The 26,585-nt window shown below is 52.6% G+C and carries 34 protein-coding genes; 8 read left to right on the top strand and 26 right to left on the bottom strand.

The annotated features are described in order from the left end of the window. Positions 1–47 precede the first annotated feature (47 nt). Genes P2E05_RS20455 through mobH form a run of 4 tightly spaced genes read right to left on the bottom strand, consistent with a single transcriptional unit; the run spans position 48 to position 6,069 of the window. Positions 48–677, bottom strand: coding sequence for a DUF4400 domain-containing protein (locus P2E05_RS20455; RefSeq protein ID WP_000743450.1), 630 nt, complete (start codon positions 675–677; stop codon positions 48–50). Next, a complete protein-coding gene (locus P2E05_RS21850) occupies positions 634–1,179 on the bottom strand; it encodes a hypothetical protein (RefSeq protein ID WP_000228720.1) in 546 nt (181 codons plus the stop codon). The genes P2E05_RS20455 and P2E05_RS21850 overlap by 44 nt, the downstream gene beginning before the upstream one ends. A 49-nt stretch (positions 1,180–1,228) precedes the next feature. Beyond that, positions 1,229–3,094, bottom strand: a complete 1,866-nt coding sequence (gene traD / locus P2E05_RS20445) for a conjugative transfer system coupling protein TraD (protein ID WP_000178856.1) — start codon at positions 3,092–3,094, stop codon at positions 1,229–1,231. Then, positions 3,091–6,069, bottom strand: coding sequence for a MobH family relaxase (gene mobH, locus P2E05_RS20440; protein ID WP_001337757.1), 2,979 nt, complete (start codon positions 6,067–6,069; stop codon positions 3,091–3,093). The genes traD and mobH overlap by 4 nt, the downstream gene beginning before the upstream one ends. Positions 6,070–6,236: 167 nt before the next feature. Between mobH and P2E05_RS20435 the strand changes: the two genes are divergently transcribed. Genes P2E05_RS20435 through P2E05_RS20420 form a run of 4 tightly spaced genes read left to right on the top strand, consistent with a single transcriptional unit; the run spans position 6,237 to position 9,764 of the window. Continuing rightward, a complete protein-coding gene (locus tag P2E05_RS20435) occupies positions 6,237–6,854 on the top strand; it encodes a hypothetical protein (RefSeq protein WP_001249396.1) in 618 nt (205 codons plus the stop codon). Continuing rightward, entirely contained in the window at positions 6,836–7,069 is a 234-nt protein-coding gene (locus P2E05_RS20430) for a hypothetical protein (protein WP_001191892.1), read from the top strand. Before P2E05_RS20435 ends, P2E05_RS20430 begins: the two co-directional genes overlap by 19 nt. Further along, positions 7,069–9,261: a DNA topoisomerase III gene (locus P2E05_RS20425; protein ID WP_000366821.1), complete on the top strand. Its 2,193-nt coding sequence runs from the start codon at positions 7,069–7,071 to the stop codon at positions 9,259–9,261. The genes P2E05_RS20430 and P2E05_RS20425 overlap by 1 nt, the downstream gene beginning before the upstream one ends. Positions 9,262–9,275: 14 nt before the next feature. Then, positions 9,276–9,764, top strand: a complete 489-nt coding sequence (locus tag P2E05_RS20420; protein WP_000468105.1) for a hypothetical protein — start codon at positions 9,276–9,278, stop codon at positions 9,762–9,764. A gap of 91 nt (positions 9,765–9,855) precedes the next feature. Here P2E05_RS20420 and P2E05_RS20415 read toward each other — a convergent pair whose 3' ends face one another. From P2E05_RS20415 to P2E05_RS20360, 12 genes are all read right to left on the bottom strand, one after another. Beyond that, a complete protein-coding gene (locus P2E05_RS20415; RefSeq protein WP_014386427.1) occupies positions 9,856–10,134 on the bottom strand; it encodes a hypothetical protein in 279 nt (92 codons plus the stop codon). A 25-nt stretch (positions 10,135–10,159) separates the two neighbouring features. Continuing rightward, positions 10,160–10,354, bottom strand: coding sequence for a hypothetical protein (locus P2E05_RS20410; RefSeq protein ID WP_213291358.1), 195 nt, complete (start codon positions 10,352–10,354; stop codon positions 10,160–10,162). Positions 10,355–10,366: 12 nt separating this feature from the next. After that, positions 10,367–10,984, bottom strand: a complete 618-nt coding sequence (locus P2E05_RS20405; protein WP_000464631.1) for a hypothetical protein — start codon at positions 10,982–10,984, stop codon at positions 10,367–10,369. A gap of 93 nt (positions 10,985–11,077) precedes the next feature. Next, a complete protein-coding gene (locus P2E05_RS20400) occupies positions 11,078–11,296 on the bottom strand; it encodes a hypothetical protein (protein ID WP_000362482.1) in 219 nt (72 codons plus the stop codon). Between the two features lie 205 nt (positions 11,297–11,501). After that, positions 11,502–12,158: a hypothetical protein gene (locus P2E05_RS20395; protein WP_000268551.1), complete on the bottom strand. Its 657-nt coding sequence runs from the start codon at positions 12,156–12,158 to the stop codon at positions 11,502–11,504. Beyond that, positions 12,158–13,585, bottom strand: coding sequence for a DNA cytosine methyltransferase (locus tag P2E05_RS20390; RefSeq protein WP_000936896.1), 1,428 nt, complete (start codon positions 13,583–13,585; stop codon positions 12,158–12,160). Before P2E05_RS20390 ends, P2E05_RS20395 begins: the two co-directional genes overlap by 1 nt. A 3-nt stretch (positions 13,586–13,588) precedes the next feature. Further along, the gene (locus P2E05_RS21845; protein WP_000647189.1) at positions 13,589–14,089 is read right to left on the bottom strand and encodes a hypothetical protein; all 501 of its coding nucleotides are present in this window, start codon (positions 14,087–14,089) and stop codon (positions 13,589–13,591) included. Between the two features lie 8 nt (positions 14,090–14,097). Next, a complete protein-coding gene (locus P2E05_RS20380) occupies positions 14,098–14,409 on the bottom strand; it encodes a hypothetical protein (RefSeq protein ID WP_002210541.1) in 312 nt (103 codons plus the stop codon). Positions 14,410–14,414: 5 nt separating this feature from the next. Next, a complete protein-coding gene (locus tag P2E05_RS21840) occupies positions 14,415–14,921 on the bottom strand; it encodes a hypothetical protein (protein ID WP_000566600.1) in 507 nt (168 codons plus the stop codon). After that, positions 14,914–15,588, bottom strand: a complete 675-nt coding sequence (locus P2E05_RS20370) for a thymidylate kinase (RefSeq protein WP_000344151.1) — start codon at positions 15,586–15,588, stop codon at positions 14,914–14,916. Before P2E05_RS20370 ends, P2E05_RS21840 begins: the two co-directional genes overlap by 8 nt. Further along, positions 15,563–15,844, bottom strand: a complete 282-nt coding sequence (locus P2E05_RS21835; RefSeq protein WP_000044824.1) for a hypothetical protein — start codon at positions 15,842–15,844, stop codon at positions 15,563–15,565. The genes P2E05_RS20370 and P2E05_RS21835 overlap by 26 nt, the downstream gene beginning before the upstream one ends. Next, a complete protein-coding gene (locus P2E05_RS20360; protein WP_001125905.1) occupies positions 15,837–16,214 on the bottom strand; it encodes a hypothetical protein in 378 nt (125 codons plus the stop codon). The genes P2E05_RS21835 and P2E05_RS20360 overlap by 8 nt, the downstream gene beginning before the upstream one ends. A gap of 318 nt (positions 16,215–16,532) precedes the next feature. Here P2E05_RS20360 and P2E05_RS20355 point away from each other — a divergent pair, with 318 nt between their 5' ends. Together P2E05_RS20355 and P2E05_RS20350 are read left to right on the top strand one after the other, a co-directional pair. Beyond that, entirely contained in the window at positions 16,533–16,676 is a 144-nt protein-coding gene (locus P2E05_RS20355) for a hypothetical protein (RefSeq protein ID WP_000939033.1), read from the top strand. Between the two features lie 91 nt (positions 16,677–16,767). After that, the gene (locus P2E05_RS20350) at positions 16,768–17,403 is read left to right on the top strand and encodes an N-6 DNA methylase (RefSeq protein ID WP_000074431.1); all 636 of its coding nucleotides are present in this window, start codon (positions 16,768–16,770) and stop codon (positions 17,401–17,403) included. Positions 17,404–17,455: 52 nt separating this feature from the next. Here P2E05_RS20350 and P2E05_RS20345 read toward each other — a convergent pair whose 3' ends face one another. From P2E05_RS20345 to P2E05_RS20320, 6 genes are all read right to left on the bottom strand, one after another. Beyond that, a complete protein-coding gene (locus P2E05_RS20345; RefSeq protein ID WP_000703827.1) occupies positions 17,456–17,728 on the bottom strand; it encodes a helix-turn-helix domain-containing protein in 273 nt (90 codons plus the stop codon). 48 nt (positions 17,729–17,776) lie between these two features. Further along, complete coding sequence (locus tag P2E05_RS20340; protein WP_001207227.1) at positions 17,777–18,958, bottom strand: ParB/RepB/Spo0J family partition protein; 1,182 nt, start codon at positions 18,956–18,958, stop codon at positions 17,777–17,779. A 3-nt stretch (positions 18,959–18,961) separates the two neighbouring features. Further along, a complete protein-coding gene (locus P2E05_RS20335) occupies positions 18,962–19,747 on the bottom strand; it encodes a ParA family protein (RefSeq protein ID WP_001151304.1) in 786 nt (261 codons plus the stop codon). 173 nt (positions 19,748–19,920) lie between these two features. Beyond that, positions 19,921–20,232: a hypothetical protein gene (locus P2E05_RS20330; RefSeq protein WP_000338945.1), complete on the bottom strand. Its 312-nt coding sequence runs from the start codon at positions 20,230–20,232 to the stop codon at positions 19,921–19,923. Continuing rightward, positions 20,214–20,663 (bottom strand): hypothetical protein, encoded by a 450-nt coding sequence (locus P2E05_RS20325; RefSeq protein ID WP_000058870.1) that lies wholly within the window; start codon positions 20,661–20,663, stop codon positions 20,214–20,216. Before P2E05_RS20325 ends, P2E05_RS20330 begins: the two co-directional genes overlap by 19 nt. Before the next feature lie 13 nt (positions 20,664–20,676). Further along, the gene (locus P2E05_RS20320) at positions 20,677–21,711 is read right to left on the bottom strand and encodes a DNA-methyltransferase (protein ID WP_001050849.1); all 1,035 of its coding nucleotides are present in this window, start codon (positions 21,709–21,711) and stop codon (positions 20,677–20,679) included. Between the two features lie 244 nt (positions 21,712–21,955). On the opposite strand from P2E05_RS20320, the gene istA reads away from it, so the two are divergent. Both istA and istB read left to right on the top strand, forming a co-directional pair. Continuing rightward, entirely contained in the window at positions 21,956–23,497 is a 1,542-nt protein-coding gene (gene istA / locus P2E05_RS20315; RefSeq protein ID WP_001274811.1) for an IS21-like element ISAs29 family transposase, read from the top strand. A 14-nt stretch (positions 23,498–23,511) separates the two neighbouring features. Next, positions 23,512–24,267 carry an IS21-like element ISAs29 family helper ATPase IstB gene (gene istB, locus P2E05_RS20310; protein WP_000194038.1) on the top strand — a complete coding sequence of 252 codons (756 nt, stop codon included), beginning with the start codon at positions 23,512–23,514 and terminating at the stop codon, positions 24,265–24,267. Between the two features lie 264 nt (positions 24,268–24,531). Here istB and P2E05_RS20305 read toward each other — a convergent pair whose 3' ends face one another. The 4 genes from P2E05_RS20305 to P2E05_RS20290 all read right to left on the bottom strand — a co-directional run bounded on the left by P2E05_RS20305 (position 24,532) and on the right by P2E05_RS20290 (position 26,512). Next, positions 24,532–24,894, bottom strand: coding sequence for a hypothetical protein (locus P2E05_RS20305; protein ID WP_001258027.1), 363 nt, complete (start codon positions 24,892–24,894; stop codon positions 24,532–24,534). A 2-nt stretch (positions 24,895–24,896) separates the two neighbouring features. After that, entirely contained in the window at positions 24,897–25,139 is a 243-nt protein-coding gene (locus P2E05_RS20300; RefSeq protein ID WP_001096362.1) for a hypothetical protein, read from the bottom strand. Between the two features lie 237 nt (positions 25,140–25,376). Further along, positions 25,377–25,574 carry a hypothetical protein gene (locus tag P2E05_RS21830; RefSeq protein WP_000532167.1) on the bottom strand — a complete coding sequence of 66 codons (198 nt, stop codon included), beginning with the start codon at positions 25,572–25,574 and terminating at the stop codon, positions 25,377–25,379. After that, entirely contained in the window at positions 25,574–26,512 is a 939-nt protein-coding gene (locus tag P2E05_RS20290; RefSeq protein ID WP_000268395.1) for a ParB/RepB/Spo0J family partition protein, read from the bottom strand. Before P2E05_RS20290 ends, P2E05_RS21830 begins: the two co-directional genes overlap by 1 nt. Between the last annotated feature and the right edge of the window lie 73 nt (positions 26,513–26,585).

The following is a 26,585-nucleotide window of genomic DNA, read 5'->3' as shown; positions in this document are numbered from 1 at the left end:
AGATGCACCCCATCTTGATTTATAACGGAGTAGCTCATCCTCCCTCCCTATACCCGTTTCTGGAGGTTGCCGAACGTCAGGCCAACCAGGACACAGCACGTCATCATTGTCATCGGGATGACAACCGGATCGAGCGCTATGGGGATGAAGAACGCGATGAACAATCCGGCCATCAGGTACATCGTTCCGCGAACGCTATAACGATGGAGAACCGGACTCGCATAATCGAAGTTGGTCCGCTTAATTCGCCATGTCATCATCCCGTCATATACCGCAGGTACGAACAGGATCAGCATATAGGGAGCCCACGCGGCTAACAGCGCCAACCGTGTGTAGAACTGGTAAATGACGTTGACAAAGGCTTCCATGCGGCCTTTGACCCACACAAACCAGCCCTTGCCCATATCCTGCATCCCCTTGGACTTCTGGCGCTCCTCTTCTGATGGGATCAGCGTTTGGTACATCCCCTCATAGAAGCCTGAATCAATAACGCTCGACCTGAACCAGGTAGATGCTTTGTTCTGTATCCAGTCTCTTGCTTCGACACCAAGACTCTGTTCCACCAGCACGGATTCCCTTTTGATGGCTCTGTCTGTCCAGTCGCCAGGGATCAGCAGCAATATTGCCAGCAACTCAATAACCAGCAGCCATGCGACCAGCAACCACGGCTTCTTCATAGTCGGTTCTCCTTAAAACAGTTTTCACGCTCTCACAGGTGATGAGCTCATACAGCAAGCCACGCAAAGAGGTCTCATCCTCATGGGGCTGCGGGTTAATGGATAGTTCTCCTGGATGGGAAGAAAGCCACAGTGAGAACGACTCTCCTGAATCGACAGACCATGAATCACCGCCACTATCGACAATTTGCACTTCCAACGCCCGGCAGGTTTCGGTGATCAGGGTTTCCAGAAATGCCCCAATTCTGGCCGGGTCTTCATATTTCTCTCTCTGCTCATGAAACACGAGCTGGCTGTAGCGATGCAGAGCTTCTTCAATGATCGGGTAAATCACAGGCTCCTGATTAGCCTTAATCCCGTCTGTGATGTAGCAGCTCAGCTTCTCGATGATGGCCTCCGATGCAGGCCAGTCGAATTGGAGGATGCTCAGGATGTGAGCGTTCTTGCGGCCACGACTTTTCAATTCATTCATAACCCTGTCGAAAGGGTTCACATCGACCATGATGGCTACCTCGTAATCTCTATACTTCTTGTCACACATAGCTCTGCTCTTACTGGGTCAATATGGGCAGACGGCCTTTTACGATTGTTCCGCCTGAAATTTTGGCTATGTATTCCAGGTTCGGAAGCATTCCCAATAACTGGGCTGGGAACAGATCAGCTTCCTCCTCCATCAAACGCTCGCCTTGGTTGCCTCCGTGCATAATGGGCTCCTTGCCATCCGAGTTCTGGCCTTGAGTCCGCATGACGTACTTGAGCCGGGTCTTCGGCAGGTTATCCGCGATATACTCCTGGGTTTCACCATCGACGATACGCAGAGCAAACGTGTTGTTGATGTTCCCCAACACCTGGAGCGCTTTGTCTTTGCTACCCAGTCGAGCTGCGAAGTCAGCAAAAGTCTGAGTTGCAACGAAAAGACGAAGTTTCGCACCGCGACCTTTGTTCAGGAGCTGGATGAACGGGTCGTTGATCACCTCGGCAGCCTCATCAACAAAGATATTTACGGGTCTGTTGTTGACGCCGTAGTTGTATCTGTCACCGGCAACCGCTGTCAGGTCTGACAGGAAGATGGACCCCATAGCACTACCAACCATGTTGTCGGTCAGGGAGTCGAGCCCCAGATAAGCAACTTGAGCGTTGTTGATGATTTTTGCGGAATCGGTGATCTGGCGTTCGTCGCTCAGATCAGATGAGTCTGGAGACAGCAGAGGGCCTAGCTCCCCGGACGTCAGCATATTCATGATCGGCAGGAGGTTCGCCACCATCTTGGAGAAGTGGGTTTGGTCGTGCTGGAACATCGACAGCAAGCCTTCCAGGTCAGAGTTCGGGTGCTCAGGTTGGATGATGTCGTAGTAGAACTTCATCAACGCGAAAGCGATCTTCTCACGCGAACCGTTTTTGGCTTTTTCCAAGTAAGCCGCTGCTTCTGCCTCCCAGTCGGGCATAACTCGCTCTGAGTAAGCCTGAACGGCCTTGATGACCAAGCCAGCAGCGCCACCTTCAAGGAATCGGCGGAGCTTTGTCAGGTTGGGACGATCATGAGTGATGACCAAGCCCTGAGCGATGTTGTTCAGTGCCTGCCATCCAAATGATTTGAACGGGTCGGCCCCTGCTTCGGACGGGATCAACGCTGCCAAACGACTTGCGATTTCAGTCACGCGGGTGAAGTTACGCAGAGGGTCGATACGCACCGACTCTTCCGGGAATGCTGGATGAAATGAGACGAATCTTTCCGGCTGCCCCATAGCTTCACAGGCACGTCGGGCATTGTCCCGCATCTCCTTATCCCCTTTCGGGTCTATGATGATCACGGCTTCCCCACGCAGAATGGCCTGTGAAATCAGGATGTCGAACATACGGGTCTTGCCCGAGCCGGTGGTCCCAACGATCAGCGAATGCCCCTCAGTGTGCTTGAGTGGCTGCATCAGCTTCTCTTCTTTGGGCTCTACCCCGTGAATCCAGGGCTGGCCGATTGGCAGCTCCTTTTTCTTACCCTGTATCTTCCGGACAACCTTTTTGACCGTGGACTCTCTCCCTACGATGGAAGTCCAGTCGCGTTTCAGGATCTCAAACACGCGCTGGGCATGGCGGTTTTCCCACAGGAACCCACTACCAAGCCACATATCGTCCGGCGTGTCCTTGATGTACTTTTGGAGCTCCGCAATGGAAATAAACTCCAGATCACGCCCCTTCAAATGCTTTTGGAGCAGGTGAAGTTTGATAGCCTTGGGCAAACGAGCCATCGCCATCACGCCACAGATCCCCGTCATCCAATAGAATGGCTCCGGCGGCATCGTGCTGACTTGCTCTACGGCCAAAGCCGCGCCGGAGGCGGCAAGCCAGCCTGCTACAGCATTTTTTTCATAGTTGGGCCGCCACGGCATCTCGTAGGCGAGCGGGTCATAACTCATTGTCATGTTTCATTTACCTCTAAATACAATTTTCCCTGACGTTTCTTGAGCAAAGGGCGTCTCTGTGCCCGGCTCAGCATCCCGCAGAGGATGTGTTTGCTGATGCCGATGTTTTCACCGGCAATCATGTCGAAGGCTTTGTCACTGGTTACTAAGCAGCCATCCTCTTCCAGGACAGGTGTCACGAGCCATCGGCCCGAGCGTTTTTGGATCATGTCCTTGAGCATCTGGAGTGCTTTCTGAGGCGTAACACCAGACGGCAAGAAATCTTCCGCGTTGATGTCTTTCGGGTTTGTTTTCGCCTTAGGCGGCTCAAACTCCCTAACCTCTGGATCTTCCCTTTCTCGCACCTCGACGTGTCCCAATTCCTTCTCACGCTCAACTTTGGGCTCAGGAGCCACCGGTTGAGCCTCCCGCTTAGGAAGGCGAGCCACGTTCTGTTTTTCTTGGACCGGCTTGCGCTGTTGCTCTTCAACCGGAGAAGTAACATCGACCTTCTTCTCCTTCGGCTGTGGCTGGGAGTCCTTACCTTTCGCCTTTTGTTCAGGCGAGGCTTTACCGGCATTAACCTCAGGCTTCTGCTGCTGCGCCTTTTTTCGGCTTTGTTGTTTCGGTGCAGACTTATTTTTGCTTGCATCCAAGCCAGGGGGAGAGACGAGCTCAAAGGCATCCTGGTATCCACCCATTGACGCCTCGGCATCCTTAATGGCCGCCACGACTGCATCTGAAAGCTGCTCCGCCAGTACAATTGCCTTCACTCCGCTGAAATCACGAACTTTGCGACCTGGCATAATCGGGTCCGGAACAATCGCGTTGGCGTGGGACAGCTTCGAGAGAACCTCTGACGGCGCACCCAGCGACCGAGCGCCATCCGGGTACAAAATGACGGCTTGCCCCTTCATCAGGCATAGGACTTCGCCCAGCGTCGTTTTACCTTCCAAAACAGGCATGATCGCTTGTTCAAGCAACGCCGATGCTTCCCCGTATCCAGACAACATCTCAACGAGCAAGGTCTTTGCGTCCTTCTCATGCTGATTAACGTTGTCCGTATGCGGCATTTCTGGCGTGTGCGTTGGTTGTTCTGGTGCGTCAGTCAGCATAGGGAGCGGCTCAATCGCCCATGATGGCGGTTCATCAGAACCACCGAACATTGGAAAGTCATCGCCCTGCAGGGAGTTTTGTTCTTGTGGAACGAAGTCCTGTTTTGGCTGCTCCTCTTGCTTTCCGGGCATTGCCACATCTGGGATTTCTGAGTTTGTTGCGTCAGTGCTGGTTGTCTCTGCCGATGCGTTGAATGCGTCAAACGGGAAGTCGATGTCCCCCAGTCCACCCCCAACATCCTTGAGTGCTTGTAACGGATTGTCGTTTGCCAAAGGTGGTGCGTTTTTGGCAATGTCCTGAGGGGACAGATCCTCTTTTGCCTCTGGTTTATGGGGTTGTTTCTCCGTATCACTCTTCGGTTTTGCTTTGCCCGGTTTGCTCTGCGGCTTACCCTTCTTGCCAGCGTCAGGCTTAGATGATTCCGTTGGTCCCGCATCTTTTTGCTCTGGCTTCTCCTCGACAGCATCGGAGGTGCTTTTCAGCATCTCCATCGCATCACCAAAGCCAAGGCCAGCTAGAGCTTTCTCTGCTTCCTGCTCTGCGGCCAACATGTCATCGTTCAGAGCTGCTTCACCTTCCTCTTGGTCGTCACCGTCATCGGCTTCCTCAGGATCAACGAACTCAATCTCAGCGTCCTCAACATCACCAACAACTTCCGCAGCAACAGCCGCAGGAGGCTCAGTCGTAAACACCAGGTCGTTTGATTCGAGTCGGAGCATCAAGATCTTCACCGAACCCGCCGCCTCCTGGAGCATCTCAGGCAAAACTTCCCAGTAGCGGTAGTACGCACGTTCACCCTTCTCCTGCACCGTGTTTGGTACAGCAAAACCACGTTCGATGAGAATGTCGGCCAGTGTGTCAGGGTCTCGTGGGATACCGGGGATCTTGTCGTGGCTGATCAAGTCATAAAGGTCCCCAAGCTGTTTCCAGGCAATGAATACACCTTGGTTGAGGTGCCAGACTTTCGCGCCTGGCTCATTGACCTTCCATTTTCCGGTTTTAACCAGGCGGCGGATGGCATCGAACACGTAACGCTCGACGGGCACACCATAGGAGAACTCGTCCACATCGAGACGACTCTGGCGAAGGTCCCGTGAGACGCTCTCTTGGTCAGCGCGAAGCATCAGCTTGGTCACAGGCTGATTGACGCTGGTTCCTGAGATAGCTTCCAGCATCGCTTCCATGATGGACGGGCCAGACTTGGACAGAAACTCCCGAGTCTCAGCCGGAATAATTCGATCCACCGCCAGCAGCGAGAATTGCTCATGTCTTTTGTGTCGCTTGTCGCGCCACCGGATAAAGTAACGGTCGATTTCGTGACGGTGTGCCCAGTCATGAAGTGACTCCGAATACGGGTTCCATGTGATTGACCCGTCTTTGTCCGTAATGGACACATCCGAGAGCGGTTTACCCACATCATGCAGCAGCCCAGAGAAACAGCTCGCCAGTCTCCAACGCGGCTCATTGTCACGGCGTTCCCGAGGCGTCCCCTCGATGGAAAAGATAACTGACTCAGATGCCTGAGCTGCCCAGAAGGCCACTTCAAGCCCATGTCGGAACAGACCACCAGCGCCACGGTGGTGGTGTGATTCGGAAGCTGGCAACAGGTGAACAAACGCGGCATACCGCTGGATCACCGGCAAAACAAGCCGGTTGAAGTCGTCCACAGTGAAACCGAGAGAGTTCCGCACTTTCTCAATCAGTTCAGCTTGGGTTGCCAGTATCTTGTCTAGTGGGGCCACTGGCAGGCCCTTGGCAAAAGGTGGGTATCGAGGGATTTCTTCATCTTCCACGTCTTTAAGCGGCAACACTCTGGCGCTCGGCGCGGTCTCGATCACTCCACTTCGCCCACCAAATAACTTGTTAAGGGCTTTCAGCATGTAGGTTGACCATATTCCTATCGTATTTCTCGTCGCTACATGCTCTCAAAACACCTTTAGATCGCACACACGCCTATCTGTCCAATTTGGGCAGTTTGAGAAACCAGCTTTCCATCCCCCCCCTTTTAGAATGGGCTCATCGACAATTTTTGATGAGGAACGACACGATGAGACAACTGATAGCAATTCTGGGAGTGGCAATTCTGGCCGGGTGTGCCTCTAACGCCCCCGAGCAAAAGCCTCAGCCCCAGACTGCCCCTGCCGAAAATGACAAACCTGCCCGAGTTAGCCGGGAACTGTCGATGGCATGGGACAACATGGGGCGCGGTGGTGCTGCATTACGTCAACCTGGTTATATCCATGTGCTGGGCGACGGTAATGTCAGCGCAACGATGAACAAGGTCAAAGATGACTCCGCTGGTTCAGATAAGACTCCAGCAGGGATCAAGCAGCACGGGGATGTGAACGAAGCCATCAATACCTTCAAGTCCATGAATAAAGGCAAAGGCTACTCGCTGTACGAGTTGTCACGCTGGGAACGCTATTGCGATGGCGGCAAAGGTATGGACGAGCACGATTGGCGCTTTGTGGAAGCCGAGGGGACTACAAACATCCCCAAGGATGTTGTAACCGGCTGCATACCACCTACCCACACCTATCAAGATTATCTGAATGCCTGGACGCACTTTTGCACCAGCCAGGCTGTAACTGACGCAGATCGCCGCATTGTGCGCGAGTCCGTGCGTCCCTATTCAGTGGTGAACCCATGCAAAGCTCTGAAATAAGAAACCAGACAGAGCCAAGCCGTAAGGCTGAGCTCTTCGACGCTTTATCAATCATGCTCCAGGAGGCCGGTTCGAGGGGTAATTCCCGCGAAGCGGCCTATGTCATTTCTGGAGTCCTCGAAAACCTCTCCAGAGACTACCCCGAAGTCAAAGGTCTGGCCCAAAGCTGGGCTGAGCTGGCGAATCTGGAATCAAAGATGAGAGGAGCTGCTTAATGGACCTTTATATCTGCGAGAAGCCTTCTCAGGCCAAAGATTTGGCTGGCGTAATGAAGGCCTCCCAACGAGGTGATGGATTTCTCCATGATGGAGGAAACCGCGTTATTACGTGGGCGTTCGGCCACCTGCTGGAATTGTATATGCCAGACGATTATGACGAACGCTACAAGTCATGGTCACTGGAGACCCTCCCTATTGCACCAGAGTCATGGCGGTACAACGTTCGCAAGAGTGCGTTCAAACAGTACAAAATTGTTGAGGGACTGGTCAAAAAGGCGAGCACCATCTACATCTCAACGGACTACGACCGAGAAGGTGAGGCTATCGCCCGTTCGCTTCTGGATCGATTCCGCTACTCTGGCCCTATTCGCCGGGTTTGTTTGACGGCTCTCGATGAGTCAAGCATCAAGAAAGCGCTGAACAACGTAAAGGATGGCAAGGATACGGTCTCACTCTACTACGCCGCATTGGCACGGCAACGCGCTGACTGGTTGGTAGGCATGAACGTGAGCCGCCTCTACACAGTGCTGGCCCGAGATGTCGGCTTCAACCACACTCTTCACGTTGGCAGGGTTATCACCCCAACCGTCGCTCTTGTTTGTCAACGGGACCGAGAGATCGCCGGTTTCACCCCCTCACCATACTGGACTCTGGGTGTGAACGTGTCCGTACAGAATGGACAGTTTGCCGCCCAATGGATACCACCAGAAGAGTGCAGTGACGAGCAAGGCCGGTGCGTCAATAAGGCCTATGCCGAGCAGGTAGCCTCCCAGGTCAATGGTGCCAATGCTGTTATCAGCAAAGCAGAAACCAAACCAGGTAAAGAGTCAGCCCCCCTCCCCTTCGATCTAACGTCGCTGCAACAATACGCAAGCAAACGATGGGGATACACCGCTCAGCAGGTACTGGATGCAGCTCAAGCTCTGTACGAGACGCACAAAGCGACCACCTACCCTCGTACTGATAGTCGTTATCTACCCGAGAGCCAAAAGGAAGACATTCCGGACATTCTCCAGGCGCTCATTTTGTCCGATCAGAACGTCTCTGGGCTGGTGGCTGGCGCAGATCCTCATCGCAAGGCCAGGGTATTCAATGACGCCAAAGTGACCGCGCACCACGCGATCATTCCAACACCGGCCAGAACAGACATCAGTGCCATGTCTGAGATCGAGTTCAATCTTTACGACGCCATCCGTCGTTTCTACATCGCGCAGTTCTACAGCGAGTTCGAGTTCACCAAAACCTCCATCGAGGTGCAGTGTGGGCGTCACCTCTTTGCGGCCTCTGGTAAGACACCTGCCAAACAAGGCTGGAAGGTTTTGTTTGCTTCTGATAGTGAAAGCAGTCCCAAGGACGAGGGGGAAGACACCGACGCGCCGGTTGAACAAGAGAAGCTCCCCAGGGTTAGCCAGGGCGAACCCGCTTTGCTTAATGGTGCCGAGCTGGCAAACAAAATGACGCGGCCAGCACCGCACTTCACCGAAGCCACATTGCTTGCCGCGATGGAGAACATTGCCCGGTTCGTGACTGAGGAGAAGTTCAAGCAAATTCTCAAAGACACAGCCGGTTTAGGCACTCCAGCAACACGCGCAAGCATCATCCAGGGCGCTGTTGATAAAGGCTACTTCAAACGTCAGAAAAAGGTACTGCTTGCAACTGATAAGGCTCATGCGCTTATCGCAGTGCTTCCACCAGCCATCAAATCACCCGGCATGACTGCGGCTTGGGAGCAGGAGCTTGAGAAAGTCGCCTCCGGCTCCGGGAATATGTCTGTCTTCATGAAGCAGATTTCCACCTGGATCTGCCAAATGGTTGAGCAGCTCAAAGTGGCCGCACCGGTTCTGACCAAAGAAGGTGGCGCGATGGCTAAAGCCTTCGAGGGCGCTAAGCCGCCTTCACACGAATGCTTCAACTGCGGTGGAGAGATGCACCGGATCAAAGGGAAGAACGGATTTTTCTGGGGCTGCCAGAACGAGGCTTGCAAGAAGACGTTCCCAGACAACCGAGGGAAACCCGAGAAGCGTATCGCGGCTGAGGATTGTCCAGACTGCCCAGATTGCGGTAGCCCGATGCGTCTCAGGAAAGGAAAAGCGCCCGGCAAGAAGCGAGCTTCTAAGTTCTGGGGCTGCACCGCCTATCCCGATTGCAAAGGCACTATGCCCTTCAAAAAGTCGGACTTTATGGATTGATAGAGGAATTAAGTATGTTTGGAACAATCATTTTAACTGCGATGCTCACCACCAGCTCAGCCACTGCCGAAGATGCAGGGAAGAACATCGCCTCAGGCTTGGCGGCGGCATCCGCCAGCCAAATGGGGCAGGCCGTAATGCCAACTTTAGCTACCAGCTCGGCCATTGCAAAAAGCGCAGGTAAAGGCATGGTGTCAGGTTTGGCTGCGGCGACTGCCAGCTACATTCCCCAAGACGAGCTGAGCTTTACTCGAAGCTATAAGAACTCTGAGGCTGTGGATATGGCAAAGGGCCTGGGGACATTGAAAGAAGCGCCTGAGTTTCTCTACGTTGTTACAGACGTAAATGCCAACATGGCGGTCAAATGCAAGCGCGTCTGGGAGCCTCAATCTCTGGCTTTAAGTCCAGTGATTGTTGAGCTGGTGGAACTACGTAAGACGAACAACAAAGACAGCTACGAACAAGCACTATCCCACCTCGATTGTTCAATGTTCACAGACTAAAACAATTAAGGGGCCGATGGCCCCTAATTTTTAATAACCCAATTTCTTTTGATACCTGATTTTCCTACCAAGCACAGTTGTCATACACCATTCAATTCACATGGATAGCGAATACTTCAACCGGACAATCTCCAAAGTGCGGGTGCGTTATAACACTCCTTGAGAAGCCACGCCAAGGGCGAATCTCTATCCTGGACATATCTCCAGCCTTTGGGTAGCCACACTTAACATGGACTTCATCATACTCGCGCCCCTCTAGTCTTTTTATCCAGTAGTCTGTAACGAGGCGATATTCATCTGGTTTTTCTCCAGATTTGATCTGATCGAAGTAAATCTTTTTTACGGGCAGATGAAGTATTCTCTTTTTCATAATCACCACCTGATAGCCCATCAGACTATCTAACTATTCGACAAAACATCCCTTTTTCAATTTCTGTCTCTCTCGCCTCATGGGCCAATACAATATCCGCGATAACACGAATATTCCCTTCATAGTTGCGAATGGCCGCATCCCTCATCGTGTCTAAAGTGTCCTGACACTTCGCTCGCCTGAATTTAACGAGCCAACTTTGCCGATCTATCTTGTCCACACCAAATCCCATTTAGCGAACCATGTATCCAGCTTTTTTGGCCGCAGCATCAAGCTCGGAGGAGAAGTTAACGTCGGACTTTTCTGCCGCGTTATAGAGGGCTCCACACTTGGGCCATGAGCGTCCTACCAGTTTCATCGCCAACGCATCCGCCAGCATTTCTCGGATCTGTGTTTCAGCCTCACCAAAATCGGCCAGAGTTTCGTCTATGCCCGACTCTTCCATCAGCTCGATGAGCTGTGGTTGTTTGAGCCAGACGCCTGTTTGCATTTCCAACTGATCTCTTGCATCGGCCACCAATTGGCGTTCAAGGGTTACGCCATTCACGGTCTTAACAAATTGCTTTGGCTGACGCTTTACCTTTTTTGGCCTGGACACATCAGAGATAACCGTCACCGGCTTCCCACGCAGTTCACGCGGCAACGGTCCACTTAGCCCCAGAACTAAGCGACGAGCGTACTCATGCTCGTATGGTTTCAACCCTCGACCTTCACGGTACATTTCAGTATCCACCAGCAGATCACCGCGCAGCCTCGCATTTTTCCGCACTTGTTCGGACAAGACCGATTTACCCTTCCCGCTGGCTCCCATTACGAGCGAGTGAGATTCTACTTTGTTATCAAAAAACATAATTCCGCCCCCAAGGAGGTGTTGCTATAAAACATGGTTTGAACATCCGTATTTTCACGGCAATAACCGCCGGATAATGCAAGACTCCCAAACCTAAATAGGTCTCCAGGTGATGACATCGAAGTCATAGCTGACTTCCGAGTTGTCGTCCGCCGTTCGCCACGAACAATCATCTTCCTGAACATGGATCAAGTCGTACTCAACAATTTTGCCCGACCAACATCCTTTAAGCTGGCAATGAACAGGCACACCGACGACCGGCATCTTGTCGTTGACGCTGATCCACGGTTCTTGCTTTTGATCCAGATCCACCGGTTAGTCCTCTATGAACGATTTAATGGATCGCCCATCAAAAAACAGTTTCCCAGTTCCTGATACCGAATGTACTTCTGGAGCTGCCTTCCCTTTCAGGAGTTTCTGATAGCGCACCGCGTCTTTGAGCTCAGAGATCCTGACGCCAATGAGTGTGGCCGTCTCCTCAACTGTTAAAATACGGTCCCAAAAGCTGGTGGCGCTGTTATTGCGCCCACCGATACTCTGGGCAACGCACTCTGTTCTGGCCGCTTTTCCCTTTGCCATTGGCAATGTCCTCTTCATTCTTCTCAGCCCCCAGCTTACTCAGTATTTCAGCTTTTGTAGCGCGATGGCCGCGCATTAAAAGAGCATTCAGCAGGTATCCAGTGAACACCTCTGTACTCGGCATACGGTCAAGCAACTCAACATACTGCTCATCCGTCAAATCATGGATCTCACAATATTTTTCCACCGCCTTTTCGTAGGCTTCTGCGTAGCCATGAGTGGAAATCCTGAAAGCAATATCCCCATTGCCGTAGCCTGGCTTTGTGACGAGAAAACAAGGCGCGAAGTAGGTTCTCTTCACCCCCATCCGGCTCCGGTTCTCAATGCTGATATAAGCCCTCAGCCCCTCAGCAATGATGTTTGGCCCGGAGTTGCGTCGCCGCTTACAAGTCTTATTCTGACGCTTCACCTCTTCTGCCTCAGCTTCCCACTTTCGGTCCAAGCTGTAGGCCAGCCGGTGAGCTGTTGCGTAGGAATACTCTCTCAAGGAGAAGTATTCCTGCCGGTAATCATCCGCCACCCCAACTGTTCGTGCGACACGGAACCCGACGAAACCGGCGTCATGGGTTCCCTCGCCGTAGTAAATGACTGCCATTATCTACCTTCCTTACTTCTGATACCGTGCTGCACCACGGTATGGCGACCGCAATTCACATTCAGGTGATCCCGAACTGCGGCCATGACCGCTGAATGCAATCTGTAATCCACACTCTGCCCAAGCGTTTCTGTCGCTTGTTCTTTTGCCATCCACGAAACATCAAAGCTATCAGGTATCGACATCAACTCCTGAACCAGATCGACCGATGGCTTGTAAATGCGGCCACCGTCTTGGATGTACACTGCATCCTTTACCCCACGATCCTGAGACTTGAGGATGGTCGGGCAACTGGTGCTTTCTCTCGTCAAGAACGCAGGCATCCTGCGAGAAGTTGACTCTCTGGCCTGAATTGACTTCAACACTGTGACGTCAGCACAATCCCCGAGGTGCTTCTCGATCACCGGCCACAATCGTCCACCAGCTCTCTGCTCAGGTTTCGGTGGAACGAACCCAGGGAAGACCGACGCCACCATGTAATAGCGTTCTCGCCCCTGGTAAGCGCCGAAATCCAGACCGTTCAAGACCATCTCAGTGAGGAAGTACCCCATCCGCCGCAGTGTCGTTCCCATCATCGCCCCGGCTCCGGATGCTTTGAAGTTCGGGACGTTTTCCACCAGCACGACGGCAGGGTTCACGACCTCGATCTGTTTTAGTGCCGGGTAAACCATGTCGAGCATGGTGGAGAGATCCTCAAGAGAACGCTCTTTGTCCCTTGGACTTTTGGCGTTTGAGTGGTCATCACACCCCAACGAGTAATGGGCCAAACCAATTGGTGGGCACTCCGCCAGCAAGGCTCCAAGGCGATCCAGCTCCAGGTGATGAATGTCTTCATTCAGCAGGATACGCGGGGAGCTGTTCACCAGCGTATTGAGCGCATGTACTTCACTCAGGTTCCGCCCGGATGCTCTGTCTCTGGCTTCAACTGGACGATGCTCCAAAACAATCTCAGCCTTCCAGCCAAGCGCTTCCATAACATGAATGTCTACCCCGCCAGTCAATGCCACAAAGGCACGGAAAGGGCTGGTTTTTCTGAACCGATCCGCAATGGCAAAGGCTCTGTTTGCGACAGGAGTGAAGACTACTCGGCCTTTTCGCATTTCGACGTGGAAACGCTCTGTATAGCGAGGGAAGCACTTATCTATGAGCCCTTGTCCAGAAAACTCAATAACGGTTTCCAGCGGGTTGTTGGAGCGACTCTTTGGTTGATACCGGCGCTGATAAACCTGGTGTGTCTGTAGTTCATCGGTCGCTGGGATCACCGAAAAACCGCCCATCCCCTCCCCTGGCTCAACGGCGATGCCCATACCTGGCTTGAACCCCATAACATCCAAAAAGTTGGACGAAACCCTAACCTTGCGTTTATCGCCTACTCGATTGAACGCAAGTTGTTTGGTTACTACGGAGGGGGAGACGATCGGTAACATTGGTCAACCTCTTTTCTTCTTGTTTTGCTCGCGCTTCACCATTGCTCCAGCAGCTTTCAGAAGTCTCTGGTTCTCCGCCAGCTCCTCTTGGAGTTCCTGAGTATCCTCTTCTGTCTGAGGCTTTTTCAGCTCGGCCTCGCAATATTGGACCTCTTCCTGCAAGCTGACTTTCGCAAACTTGAGAGCGGCCAGTCGCGTCGTATAAACGCCAAAAGGCAATTCGCCACCTTCCCGGAACTGCTTCAAACACCAGCTCGGTATAGATGGCAACCAACCAAAGTCCCCATTCTTCCGTGACCTTTTCCCCCACGTAATCCCATCTAACTTTTGGGCAAGATTGACATAGCGTTGATCGCTGGTTGAGTTGCGTCGTTTCTGAATAGAGCGAACTATCCACTCTGTAACCTCGACCTTTGCTTTATCATCATCAGAGATGTAATAAAGGGCTGCGTACAACACAGCGCCTTTACGAATGACTGATGGTGGGTATGCCTGGGCTTTCATCTATCCCCCTATCGCTTTTTCTGTCCGACAAGACGGAGATGATCGGCGGCCAAGTCATACTGCTCGTTTTTGTCGCGGCGGCGGAATCTGTCAAAAAACTTCCCTCGTGGCAGGGTTTCTTCCATAGCGATCAGGCGGTTCAGCCACACTTCTTGAGGTAGCATCCCTGCTGGAGTCGGCCCGAGCTTACGTCCTTCCTTGACGTGCTCCATTGTTTGCGTGGCAGTAAAAATCGCACCACCAAACTTTCTCCACTTGAATTGCAGGGGCATATCTGGAGACTCATCCAGCATCAATTTCTTATTGGTTTGTTCTGTCACGACAATTACTCCACCATCCATTCTTCACTAAGCAGGAACGCCCAGCGCTCTTCTGCTTTTTCTGGGTTGTCTTTGGCCTGTTTGATCATGATCTCGGCGGCGTTAAAGCCTACCTCTCCACTGAACCGGCCCCATGAATGGCTATGCCACTCGCGCATCACACTTCGGCCAAGCGATGCAAGTTCTGGACTTACACCCTCATGGAGGGCATAGAGCTCCCAAGCATCCCACCCGTATCGTAATAGGTTGTGCCCTGGGGCGTTAAAGGCCTGAGCAGCCTTGAACCGCTCTCCAGGCTCCTTCCCTCTAACATCCACACCCTGGAGCACCAACCCCATTACCACTTCAATGACCGGCTCGCGTTGCTTCTTTGCCAGCTCGATGGCAGCCACCAGCATTGCTTTGGCGTCAGCAAATTTCCCATGCCCTTGGCACATACCGCAGGTTTCTTTGGAAGGGGAAAAGTCATAAACACCGGAACCAGCACAGAGGCGGCATGTCATGTCAATCATGGGCTCTTCTCTCCTCATACTCTTCGATGCGCTCTTTCAGACGCTGAACCACTGGTGCGAGCTCAGGGATAGCTTCCGCTTCCTCAAGCGTGTATCGCTTGTCTTCCTGGTAATCGACTATTTGAGGAGGCCTTGGCTGTTTAGGGAACTCAGCAAAGTCATTCAGCGACATCGAGGTAGGAAGTCCTCCTTCAATCTCACCTTTTTCGTTGAGTGACTGGGTGACGATAAGCTGTGTTCCGCCCACCTCGGTATCAAAGCGGTCATCAAAGCGCTCACCGATAGTCCAGCCGCCACGGCCAAGAACACAGGTCGTACTCATACGTAGGCGATTGAATGCTTTAGCGTCATCCCAGTTCAAAGGATTTTCATCCATGAGGAAAAAAGGCGCTTCGTCCCGAACGAACACCTTGGACTTGGCGTTATCGAAGATCGGCCCAAACACCCCCTGCTGGAGGTATGGTTCGACCTTCTCTGCAAGATCCTGGTGCCCTTGAGAACGCAGCGCCTCATAGAGCTGGGTGATTGTTTGTTTGCCGGTGCCCGGAAGGCAGGACAATACTGTCTGCTTTTCCTCGTCACTCAGGCTTACCATTCTGGACAAAAAGCTGACTACCAGCTCGTTGTGCCCATCGACCGTTTCAATGTTGAGCTTGTTCTCGTCCATCTTCTTCCTCAGTAATCGGTTCGATAAATTCAATGGAGTCCATGCTTACATGACTGATAATGGCTTTCAGGCCGCAGCAGTCGCATGGTTCAAAGGTCAGTTCTGATCCCTTGGGAGACTGATGCGTGACCGTTGCCACAGCCCCTAGAGGGATCACCCCCCAGCCGTTTTTTAGTACCCGAGTAGTTCTGACCAGCCGACCTTTGTACTCTCGTTTCAGTTTCGGATGCGGCACTACCGCATATCGCTTACTCATTTCGGTCCCCTTGTACCAAAGGCTCGACAACCAGCTCTTGAGCTTCGTCCCAGTCGGACACCTTTGCATCACCAAACGCAAAGGCAATTCGCATAGCCACTGTCGGCCTGCCTATTTTCATCAAGTAAGCCGCAGCACCGGCACACATCGACTCTTGTCCCGAAGGTGCATAGTTACCCTCTTCATCCCATTCACCACCTGACTTTGAATGCACGGTCTTGTGGCAATGAAACGTCGTCATGTCGTTTTCAACGATGTCGTTGATGATGCCTTCTAATCGCCCAGGGACCAGCTCGATAGCGCCCTCCTTCCGGAATGGACAGTTGGCGCAAGGTTTCTTCAAACGGAGATGATTTGCTTGCTTTGGCATACATATCACTTTTACAGTATCATTTTATGATTCTATGATATAGCCATATTCCGTGTAGTCAATATCTCACTAACAATTACTTTCTATCGGACGCTTACGCGCCCATTTTGGGCAGATAGACAAGTTATTTGGGCGTTTGGAGTGTGCGAGGTGGACAGCGGGGAGACTTTCACATGTGAAAGTTTTGTTTCTTGGTATCGTTTTATTGTCCCTTGATATTATTTTATGATGCTGTAATAATCATAAATAAGGGCCGCATCGCTCTTCGACCTTCGTTGCAGCCCTTACAACACAATCAAGCAATTAAGGAGCTTTGTTATGCTGCAAGGCAATACTAACACGAATAAGCGCATCCCGCTCGCGGCGTTCATGAAATGGCCGCTGGCGAAACGTCAGGACTTCATCGACCGGGAAATGTCCGGTTGCCCCGACTTTATCAAGACGTCTTTGCTTCGGCATTAAGGCGATCAGGCAGGAAAGCAAAGAACCTCGCTTCGGCGGGGTTCTTCGTTTCTACCTCTTGAATGTTTCGTCAGAACAAACTGGAGCGCTTATGTCACCAGAAACACAGCAACTTACATCCAAGGCTTTATCTCTCATCGAGCAGTCCCGATACAGAATGGGCACATCTCGGTTTGTTGAGGCCTTTATTGACCAGTGGGCATACTTGCAGACTGGCCTATACCCAGCCAAGGAGGAGATCCCGGAAGAACTTCAGCCGGTCGCCTTCGAGCTCTCTCACGTCCTGTCTGCCGCCATTAAGCGCGACCCCACCAGCGATGTTTTGGGTTACGTCCTAAGCATGTCTGGCTTCCACAAGAAGGGCACCAATTACTTCCCCACTCCTCCAGAGATTGGCCGCTTGATGTCACTCATTGTTGGCTCACAGTCTTCGGCAGACTTTTATGAGCCCTGCTGTGGTTCTGGCATCAACGCCATTCACTGGATGGAAAACCTGATCGAGAACCACGGTCCCGAAGCATTGAGAGAAGCCTCAATCTACCTGGAAGACATCGATCCGTTGATGGTGAAGTGCTGCATGATCCAGCTATTCCATTATTTCGAGTCCCGCAATACCACTCCCAAAACGCTGAGTATCGTCGGCATAGACACCCTTAGCAGACGAACCAAGAACATCGCCTACTACGCCGAAAAACCTCCAGCAACCGCCGCTACCGTGGCAGCATAAAAAAACCCGCCGATTGGCGGGTTTTGCATTCAATGCGCTGCTCTATGGCACCTTACAGTTTTCCGTACCGGTTCAAGAACGAAGACCTGTCTAAGATCCCCCAGTCTGTCAGCATGTAGTAGCCGGTGGCACCTCGTTCGCCGGTAGACTCCCTGACGAACAAGATATTCATTCCGAACTCATCACGCAGGGCAGACAACTGTCTCTTGATCGTTGATTCAGGAATATTTGTTGCCTTGTGAAGGTCTTGGAGACTTGGCTTCTCCGTTTTAGACAGGGCATTCACCAAAGCAAATTTTCTTTTCATGTCCTGTGAGATCTTCATATTCACCTGTTCTTGACAGGCCCAACCTCTCTGGCTGGGCCTCCTTTATTAGCCTTCGACACTCAGGAGTTCAATGTCTGACACAGGCACATGAACATGCTTTTCCTTGCCTTCGCCATCGAGCGTTTTAACCCAGACAGTAGACGGAACCAGAGCAACACGGTCGGTCATGATGACTCCACGTTTGGTCTCGCCATCCAGGTTAACGTTGACAGCAAAAATCAAACTGTCAGCCCGGACGTTCTTCCATTCCTTGTCCTTCGGCAGAGGAGGAAGAGCATCACCGCCTTCTTCATCTTTGTCCTTGCCGCTGTTATCTGGCTGCTTGACAGGATCTTTGTGCTCACCCTCTTCATCACGCAAAGGGTCTTCGTCATCATCGTCCTGACCATTGGAATTTTTACCCCCTTCCAGTTCCTCCTGGGCAAGGTTCAGGTCGTCATTCCCGGTTTGTTCCGACGTACCATCCCCACCCGAGTTGAGGGATTGCTCGTCGGTGTTGCCAGCGCCAAGCTCATCATTCTGGTGGGAGCCAGTCAGTGGGCCTTTTTCCATTTCGTCTTTGATACGTTTGGCATCATTCAGCAGCTCACGGCTTTGTTTACGAGTAATCCCGTCAGACATAGCCACCGCGCAGACGGCGCGACATCTTTCTTCATTCAGATCGAACAAGAGACGAAGGTTATTCAAGGTCTCTGTATCAGAACATACTTCATTATCGTATAACTCACGCACACAGTCAGGTAGCTTGAGCAACGACAGATGCGTAGATACGAAAGTGATATTCTTACCGAGCCGATCAGCAATATCCTTTTGCTTCCAACCTTCTTCAATAAACAGGTTTAACGCCTCGGCAATCTCTACCGGAGTCAAGTCATCCCGCTGGATGTTTTCGATCAGCTCACCAGCAGTCTCGTCCAAGTTGTTCTGGACCTTATCATTCACCACCAAGTCAATGGTCTCGATACCAGCGTGTTTACACGCTCTCCAACGCCGCTCCCCTTTTTGGATGACGAACTTGCCTTCTTCGTTCTTCGGGAACACGATGATCGGAGACTGCTGCCCTTCGGTCAGCAAGGTTGCCGCCAGCTCTTCAATGTTACGGAAGCGCTTACGAACCTGGACCTTGGATACAACGTCGTCAACAGGTACGGTAAGAACCTCTTTGCCTTTCTTGCCTTTGGCGGCTTTAGCAAGTTCGGACAGGCCTTTTAAATTGTTCAATGCCATCGCTTAGCCCACCTTCTCTAATAGTTCTTCCAACACCGCCTCAACTTCTTTGGCCGCGACATGTCCATAGCGAAGCTCCCAGACAGGGATGCCATCAGTCGTCGCCGTATCGAGCGGAGGCCGGTGCATAATTTTGTTCTCAAACAACAGATCCGGAACTGTGTTCTCCAGCGACTTGAGGGCTTTGTCGTGATTGACAGAGCGGTCCATGTCGTTGATCACGATGCCCAGGATCTCCAAATCTTGGTTGTACGCCTCGCGCACACCAATAATCGTGTTCAGGAGACCTTCTACGCCGTCCACAGCGAAGCCAGAGAGCTTTACTGGACATGCCACATGGGTAGACATCACCAACGCTGCCACCAGCTTTCTGCCGAGGCTAGGCGGACAATCAATCAGCACGTAGTCGTAGTTCTCAAACAGCTCAGCCAAATGGCGAGCCGGATTCATGGCCTGGTCAAGAGGCACAGCCTCCATCTCAAACAGATCCGGGTCGTTTTTCGGCGTATGAATGAGGTCTGCACCGCAAGGGCAGTGCATGACCTCAATGCCGTCCAGCTCGTAAGCGAACAGCTCTGCGGTTTTGGTTCCTGTGAGGATGGGCTCGTAGTCACCATCCTCAAGCTCTCGTCTGGGGGCCAGTCGAGAGGACGTGTTCCCCTGACCATCCATATCCAAGACCAGCACTTTCTTTTTCTTCTGTAACGCCAGATAAAAGGCCTGCTGGATACAGAGGGTACTCTTACCCACTCCGCCTTTCTGGTTGGCGAAGCTGATTACTTTTGCCATACCCACCTCTATTTTGGTTTCTCGCAGGTGATCAAGACCACCCCCAAACTTTCACATGTGAAAGATTGTAGCGATCATAAAATGATACTGCAATATCTAATTATGGTTCTGTTAAAACAAACTTTAAACAAAAAAACGGCCATGAAGGCCGCTTATTGACAAGGTTTGTGCTGTCAGCGCAATTGATTTGCTGCTCCAAGCCCATTCGCCAATAACTGCATCGCATCGTTGAACAGCGCGGAGCCCCGTTCCGGTGTGAGCAATTCCGGCATATCTTCTCGCGGCCAAGTACCGGCTACTTGAATGAGCAAACTGGCAGCCCAGTGGATCTGCTTTTCTTCACTTTCATCGGCCAGAGTGCATACGACGGGGAAACCGTACTTACGCCCCCAGCGACTCACCTCTTTGAACGATACCAGCTCAGGCTTTTGCAAATCCCGGCTGTAGGCCTCAGCTATCATGTGGTTCAGTTCTTTAGCGTCCATTTATCCCCCTTAACTGTTTTTTCAAATTCTTCCTCAAACATCGTTTTTAATGTGTTTCGTATTTCTTCATCCTGGATGTCATTGACATCAAAGCTGGTAGAGACAGCCTCACTTCCAATACCACAGAGAACGTAACCCCGGCCATCAGGACCAATTTTAAGAGGCACAACGGGAAGTGGTGTATTGGGACACACTCCAGCAATGCCCGGAGAAATAATTGGCCCCCCGCGAGGAATAACCCAGTTACCGATAAACCCCCAATCAATTTGCGTCGAGATGGCATCAGGCTGGTATTGCTCACCCCAAAAGTTGATTGCTGCCTGCTGATGCTGTTTACCGGCATAGTAGATATATCCGGCCACAATAAGCACGGAGAGGACAAACATAATTGCCAATTGGCGCAAGACTCTTGCAATAAAACTTAAACTCATAGGTATTGTTCTCTTAATTCAACGCTCCCCCGCCCACTGTTGCTATGGCTGGGTTAATCCAAAATCCATCAAAGCCGGTGAACATTTCCGCCTGGGTACGAATGTACTCAAGAATGATGTCACAGGCGATCCAGCGCCGGTTATTCCTTTCTGCGGCCAACCCGCTCTTATTCGACCCACTGAACGGATCAACAACAAGGTCGCCCTCTTCCGTCAGAAAGCGGATAGCCATCTCAGGTATGTCTGTTGGGAACATTGCCGGGTGCGGTGGCAACCCCAGTTCTCTAGCGATTCTCCGAAGCTCCAGCGTATCCGCACAACGGTGGCCGCGCTGGATAACGTTTTTCGGTATCCGTCCTTCTGTGACATTAGAGAATGCGTTCCCTCTCAGTCGATATGCCCCGTCACCATAACTGACCACTCGGTTATCCCCCCCTTGAGCCATCAGCTTCTGATGTTTCTCTGTATGAGGGATCAGGACCCTTCTGTTGTCAGAACGCACCCTGTCAGGGTCGTTGGTGAACCAATAAACAGGCTCCCACCCGGCACACAACTGGTAACGGTTCACACAAGCCCAGTGGGTTGGACTTGGTGGTTTTGACAGGTTGATCCACGGCCATCTATCCATGAGAGACAGCCCGAGCCGATCATGGAGCGCCAGCACCATTCTTTCAACATAGAGAGATCTGGAGGGGCTCTTGGCCTCGAAGATGTCATTGCTGACATTCAGGACAACGCTTCCTCCTGGCACCAGGTTCTTGACTATCGGTTCGAGCGCCTGGGTTATGAAATCCACCCATTTGGCTTCATCAACGTTTCCATAGCCACGCTGTATTCGGAGCGGAAACGGCGGAGATGTCACACACAGATGCACCGGCTCATCGAGGTCAGAGAAAAAGCTCTTGTTGTTTGACCACACCGCCAGCCCAAGATTTGTTGAATAGGCGACAAGTCGAATGCCACCAAGCGCTTCATGCAGGCCCTTCTTGGTTTTGCTTGAGAGCTCCCAGACACCCCGCTCGCCGTCCACCTTCTGGAGAAGGTTCATCGACTTGAGGGTTTGCTGATACCTGCATATTCCGGCCGATCATGAACACCGATTCCGGTTCAACGTGAACACCATTTCCGGACCAATGTGAACGCTCATTCCGGCTCAACCTGAACACTTTGCCCCTCCTTTCCGGAAACAGTGTTCAACATCCCGGAATCACTGTTCACATTCACCAGAATCATCCTTAACGCATTGATTTAAAAACCTTTGATACGCTCTCCCTTTTGCCAGGGAAGAGCCTATGTCTGCCAAGAGGATTGCAATGCGTAAAATTCGTGAAGTGCTGCGACTGCGGCTGGAAGCTGACCTCTCTGTTCGCCAAATCAGTATCTGTACCAAGGTCAGTGTCGGCTCCATCCAGAAACTCCTCAAAAGTGCCCAGGCGCTGGGCCTTACCTGGCCCTTACCTACCGAGCTTGATGATGGCCGACTGGCTGCCCTGTTCTATCCGCAGGCCGATACCACCATCTCGGCCCGCCATGTTGTGCCGGATTGGCCCTCTGTCCATCAGGAGCTCAAGCGCAAGGGGGTCTCCAAACAGCTGCTCTGGGAGGAGTACACCCAGCGCTATCCCAATAGCTGTTACAGCTACTCCCAGTTCTGTGACCGTTACAAGTCCTGGTGTCAGTTGCAAAAGCGCTCCATGCGCCAGATCCACAAGGCGGGGGAAAAGCTCTTTATCGACTACTGCGGGCCCACGGTGCCCATCGTGTCGCCGACTACGGGTGAGGTCCGTCAGGCACAAGTCTTTGTCGCCGTGCTCGGTGCGTCCAACTACACCTTTGCCGAGGCCACCTGGTCACAGTCACTGCCGGACTGGCTGCAAAGCCATGTCCGTGCCTTTGAGTTTTTCGGCGGGACACCGGCACTGCTGATCCCCGACAACCTCAAGAGCGGTGTCAGCAAGGCTTGCCGATACGATCCCGAGCTCAACCCCAGCTACCAGCAGTTGGCCGAGCACTATCAGGTGGCGGTGATGCCAGCTCGTCCTTACAAGCCCAAGGACAAGGCCAAGGCGGAGGTGGGTGTGCAGATCGTCGAGCGCTGGATCCTGGCCCGTCTACGCCATCAGACCTTCTTCTCGCTTGCCGAACTCAACCAGTGCATCCGTGCCTTGCTGAACGAACTCAACGAGCGTCCGTTCAAGCAACTGCCCGGTAACCGACGTGACGCATTTGAGCAGTTGGACCGCCCGGCACTGGGACCACTGCCGGTGCATCCCTATCGCTATGTCGCCATCAAAACGGTCAAGGTCAACATCGACTATCACGTCAGCTATGAGCAGCACCATTACTCGGTGCCACACCAGTATGTGGGTCAGCAACTGGAGCTCCATGCAGGCGACACACTGCTTCAGGTCTATCACCAGCAACAGCTGGTCGCGAGCCATCCACGTAAAACCATCCCGGGGATGAGCACGCTCCCTGAGCACATGCCGGAACGTCACAGCAAGCAGCAACGCTGGACCCCAGGGCGTCTTAAACAGTGGGCTGCTGACATCGGACCGAGCACCTTGTGCTGGGTTAGCGAACGGTTGGAAGAGAAAGCCCATGCCGAGCAGGCATACCGACTCTGCCTGGGGCTGCTGAGTCTTAGCCGGGAGTATCCGCCATCACGGGTTGAAGCCTGTTGCCAGTTGGCCAACCGGGAAGGTCTGGTGCGACTCAAACAGCTCAAGTCGGTGCTGACCAGTGGCCGCGACCAACTGCCCGCAAGCCCGCTGAGCTACCCAGAGTTACCGCAAGAGCACGAGAACATCCGTGGCCCCCAGAGCTTCCACTAAAGAGGATACGCCCCATGACCCAACAAACCCTGACCCGCCTGAGAAACCTGAAACTGACCGGCATGGCGGATGCCGTGCAACAACAACTGGAACATGCGAGTACCTACGAAGGGCTGCCCTTCATCGAGCGGCTAAGCCTGCTGGTCGAACACGAACAACTGAGCCGGGAGCAGCGTAAGCAAACTCGGCTGGTCAAGCAGGCAAGGCTCAAACTCCAGGCCACGGTGCAGGAGCTGGACTACCAGTCAGCACGCAACCTGGAGCGGTCACAGGTAGCAAACCTGGCCCAAGGAGAGTGGCTGCGCCGGGGCCAGAACCTGCTCATTACCGGCCCCTGTGGCTGTGGAAAAACCTACCTGGCTTGTGCGCTGGGCTACCAAGCCTGTCAGCAAGGGCATAGCACTCGTTACTACCGGCTGCCACGTCTGCTGCTTGAGCTGAGCCAGGCCAAGGTAGATGGCAGTTACGCCAGACTGTTGGGTCAACTGGCAAGGATAGAGCTGCTGATCCTGGATGACTGGGGACTGGAAGCGGTGAGTGCCGAACAGCGCAACGCACTGCTGGAGATCATGGATGATCGGTATGGGAAATACTCGACGATAGTGGTCAGTCAGCTGCCAACTGAAGAGTGGTACGCGAGCTTGGGTGACAACACCCTGGCAGATGCGATCCTGGACCGGCTGATGCACAACGCTCACCGGCTGTCACTGAAGGGAGAATCGATGAGGAAGAGGAGAAGTGAGTTGACCCAATCTGAACAGTCGAGTTAGAAACGAGATGACGTGAGCGCGTTAAGGATCAGGGTGTTCACGTTGGCCGGAATGGCTGTTCAACTTCGCCGGAATACGCAATACCAGCGTATCTGTCTTTTCAGCTTGCTCCGCTTGATCTTTGCCTTGCCAATTTCACTTTGTTCATTCAGAGCGCTTTTCGGGATTCCAGCGAGCTCTGCCACTGAATCGTAGAGCTCCTCATTCGATAGCGGCTTATCGGCCTTGGCATACGCCTCTTGGACATGAAAAAGTTCTAGCTGGCTACTCATCATGCCCCTCCGTACCCTGGAAGATGTCATTGAGCACAGAGGTCGCCTCGGCGCTCTTTACATCATGCTCGGTGTAGAAAGGCCACCAGGTTAATCCGCCACCTTCAAACCATGAGCAGCGGAACTGGATTGTCTGATCAGGAAGGACTTTGAACTCGACATGCTGGGGTTTGTCATAACGGCACATTGCACCAAGGTCTAGGCCAAACTTTTCTTTAACCCATGTGGATGACATCGACCCCTGACTCAAACCTTGGCTGTTAACCCAATAGACCCGGTTGACAGCACCAGCAATACCGATGAATAGGAAAGCCAGTATTGCCCCGGCCTTCAACCATACAAAAACACTTCTCACAATTATCCTTCCTGCTTTACAAATGGGCCTCTGCCATCGAGAGGCTTTGAAAAAATAGCCCCCGGCTCAGACATCGCCGCCTCGACCTCGTACTTGTTAAAAGTCTCCGTCCACCAGCTATTCATCTGGTAAATCGTGATATTCAGAATTGAAGCAGCCTTGCTCTTACTTGTGGCCGCAACGACAGTTCTGAACTGCCCCTCGACCCCATAAGTGATCCCGCCATAAACCTTCAACTTCGCCACTATCGTTTTCTCCACCCAAATATGTCTCTCACGTCCCGCACACAGAAGAACCAACTTACCCTTGGCAGGAACGCATCGACTAACACACCTAAGGCGATAACAAACAATGGCACCATCAGGATGAAGCCCAAACGTGCAACGGTCCCATATATACCTGCACAGATGAGCAAGGCTGCGATGACAGAGCAAACTAGCTGATGCTGACGCCTCAGCCTGGCTAGTTCAGACGATTTCTTGTCACTGTTCATCATCGAGCTCCGCGAGCTGAACACTGACACTGGCTGCCGCTGGAGGGGAAAACTGTACTGTCAGTCCGGATTCAAGCCTGATAGAGGAAACCACCAGCGTATCTGGTCCGGATGACGCCGGTACGACCGCAACAATGGTTCCCCCTTCCAGTAACTGGATGGCATCCTCAACAGTACAGCGCCCCATTACTGATTACCCGCCAAATCCAGCTCTTGCTGGTCTTCATTGGACTCGTCAGTTTTGGGCTCCAGCTCCGCCAGCTTGGCTTTCAGCTCCTGAAACGCATCAACATCTTCCCGGCTCAGGGTAAGGGTGAACGTTTCACCGTCATCGTTCGGCTTGATGTTGTCCAGACGACTGGTAATAGAGCTCACGCCTCGGTGCATGGCTTCAACCACCTTTTTGCCCAGGCGGGGACCTTTCTCGACAGACTTTTTGGTCAGTTTTTTCGGGGCCTTCTTGCCGTCATTGCCATTGGCCTGTTCTTCCTGCGCCTTTTTCAGGATCTCAACAGCGTTGGTGCCGTGCTCGTTGTAGAGCTCCTGAGCGTAGGTGGCAGCCACAGAGCCTTCCTGAATCATCCGTTTCAGTTCCAGAGGCATCTCCAGAAGGGCACGGGCGATACGAACGTGCTCAGCCGAGCGGCCAACACGTTGGGCAATCATCTGGTCGCTCCACCCCCAGTTTGCAAGCCGAGCGTAGATCACGGCTCGCTCAAGTGGAGAAAGAGGGAGCCCATCGTTGCTGGTGGCGATCAGAAGGCTCTGTTCGGCTTCATCGCCCTTGTGCTCTACGACCTGCACGAACTGGATGTCGGCACCTTCCTCGATAGCAAGCAGGATGGCGCGGCGACGGCGATGACCTTCACGGACATACACCTTTCCGTCGATAACTTTGACGATGATCGGCGGAACATAGTCGCCACGCTTGTAAGCATCGGCCAGCACTCGAATACCAGCTTTGATGTCCGGGCGCTCGTAGTAGTTCTCGCAGAAAGCGCCACGGGTGTTAAACCCTTCTTCCTCCAGCAGAAGCTGAGGAGAGATAGTGAATCCATCCCCTTTTTTCAGTTCTTCGGGGGCGGTTACGCCTTTGAGAGCGCGGAGTGAGTTGATAACAGCCATTCGTTGGTTCTCCTTGTGACTTGCTCACTTTATAGCATCACTTTTTGATACTGTAAACAGGGCGGCATAAAAA

The organism is Providencia stuartii (assembly GCF_029277985.1).
Taxonomy (GTDB): domain Bacteria; phylum Pseudomonadota; class Gammaproteobacteria; order Enterobacterales; family Enterobacteriaceae; genus Providencia; species Providencia zhejiangensis.
Note: the sequence above shows the minus strand (reverse complement) of the source record. Positions and strands in the feature narration are given on the sequence as shown.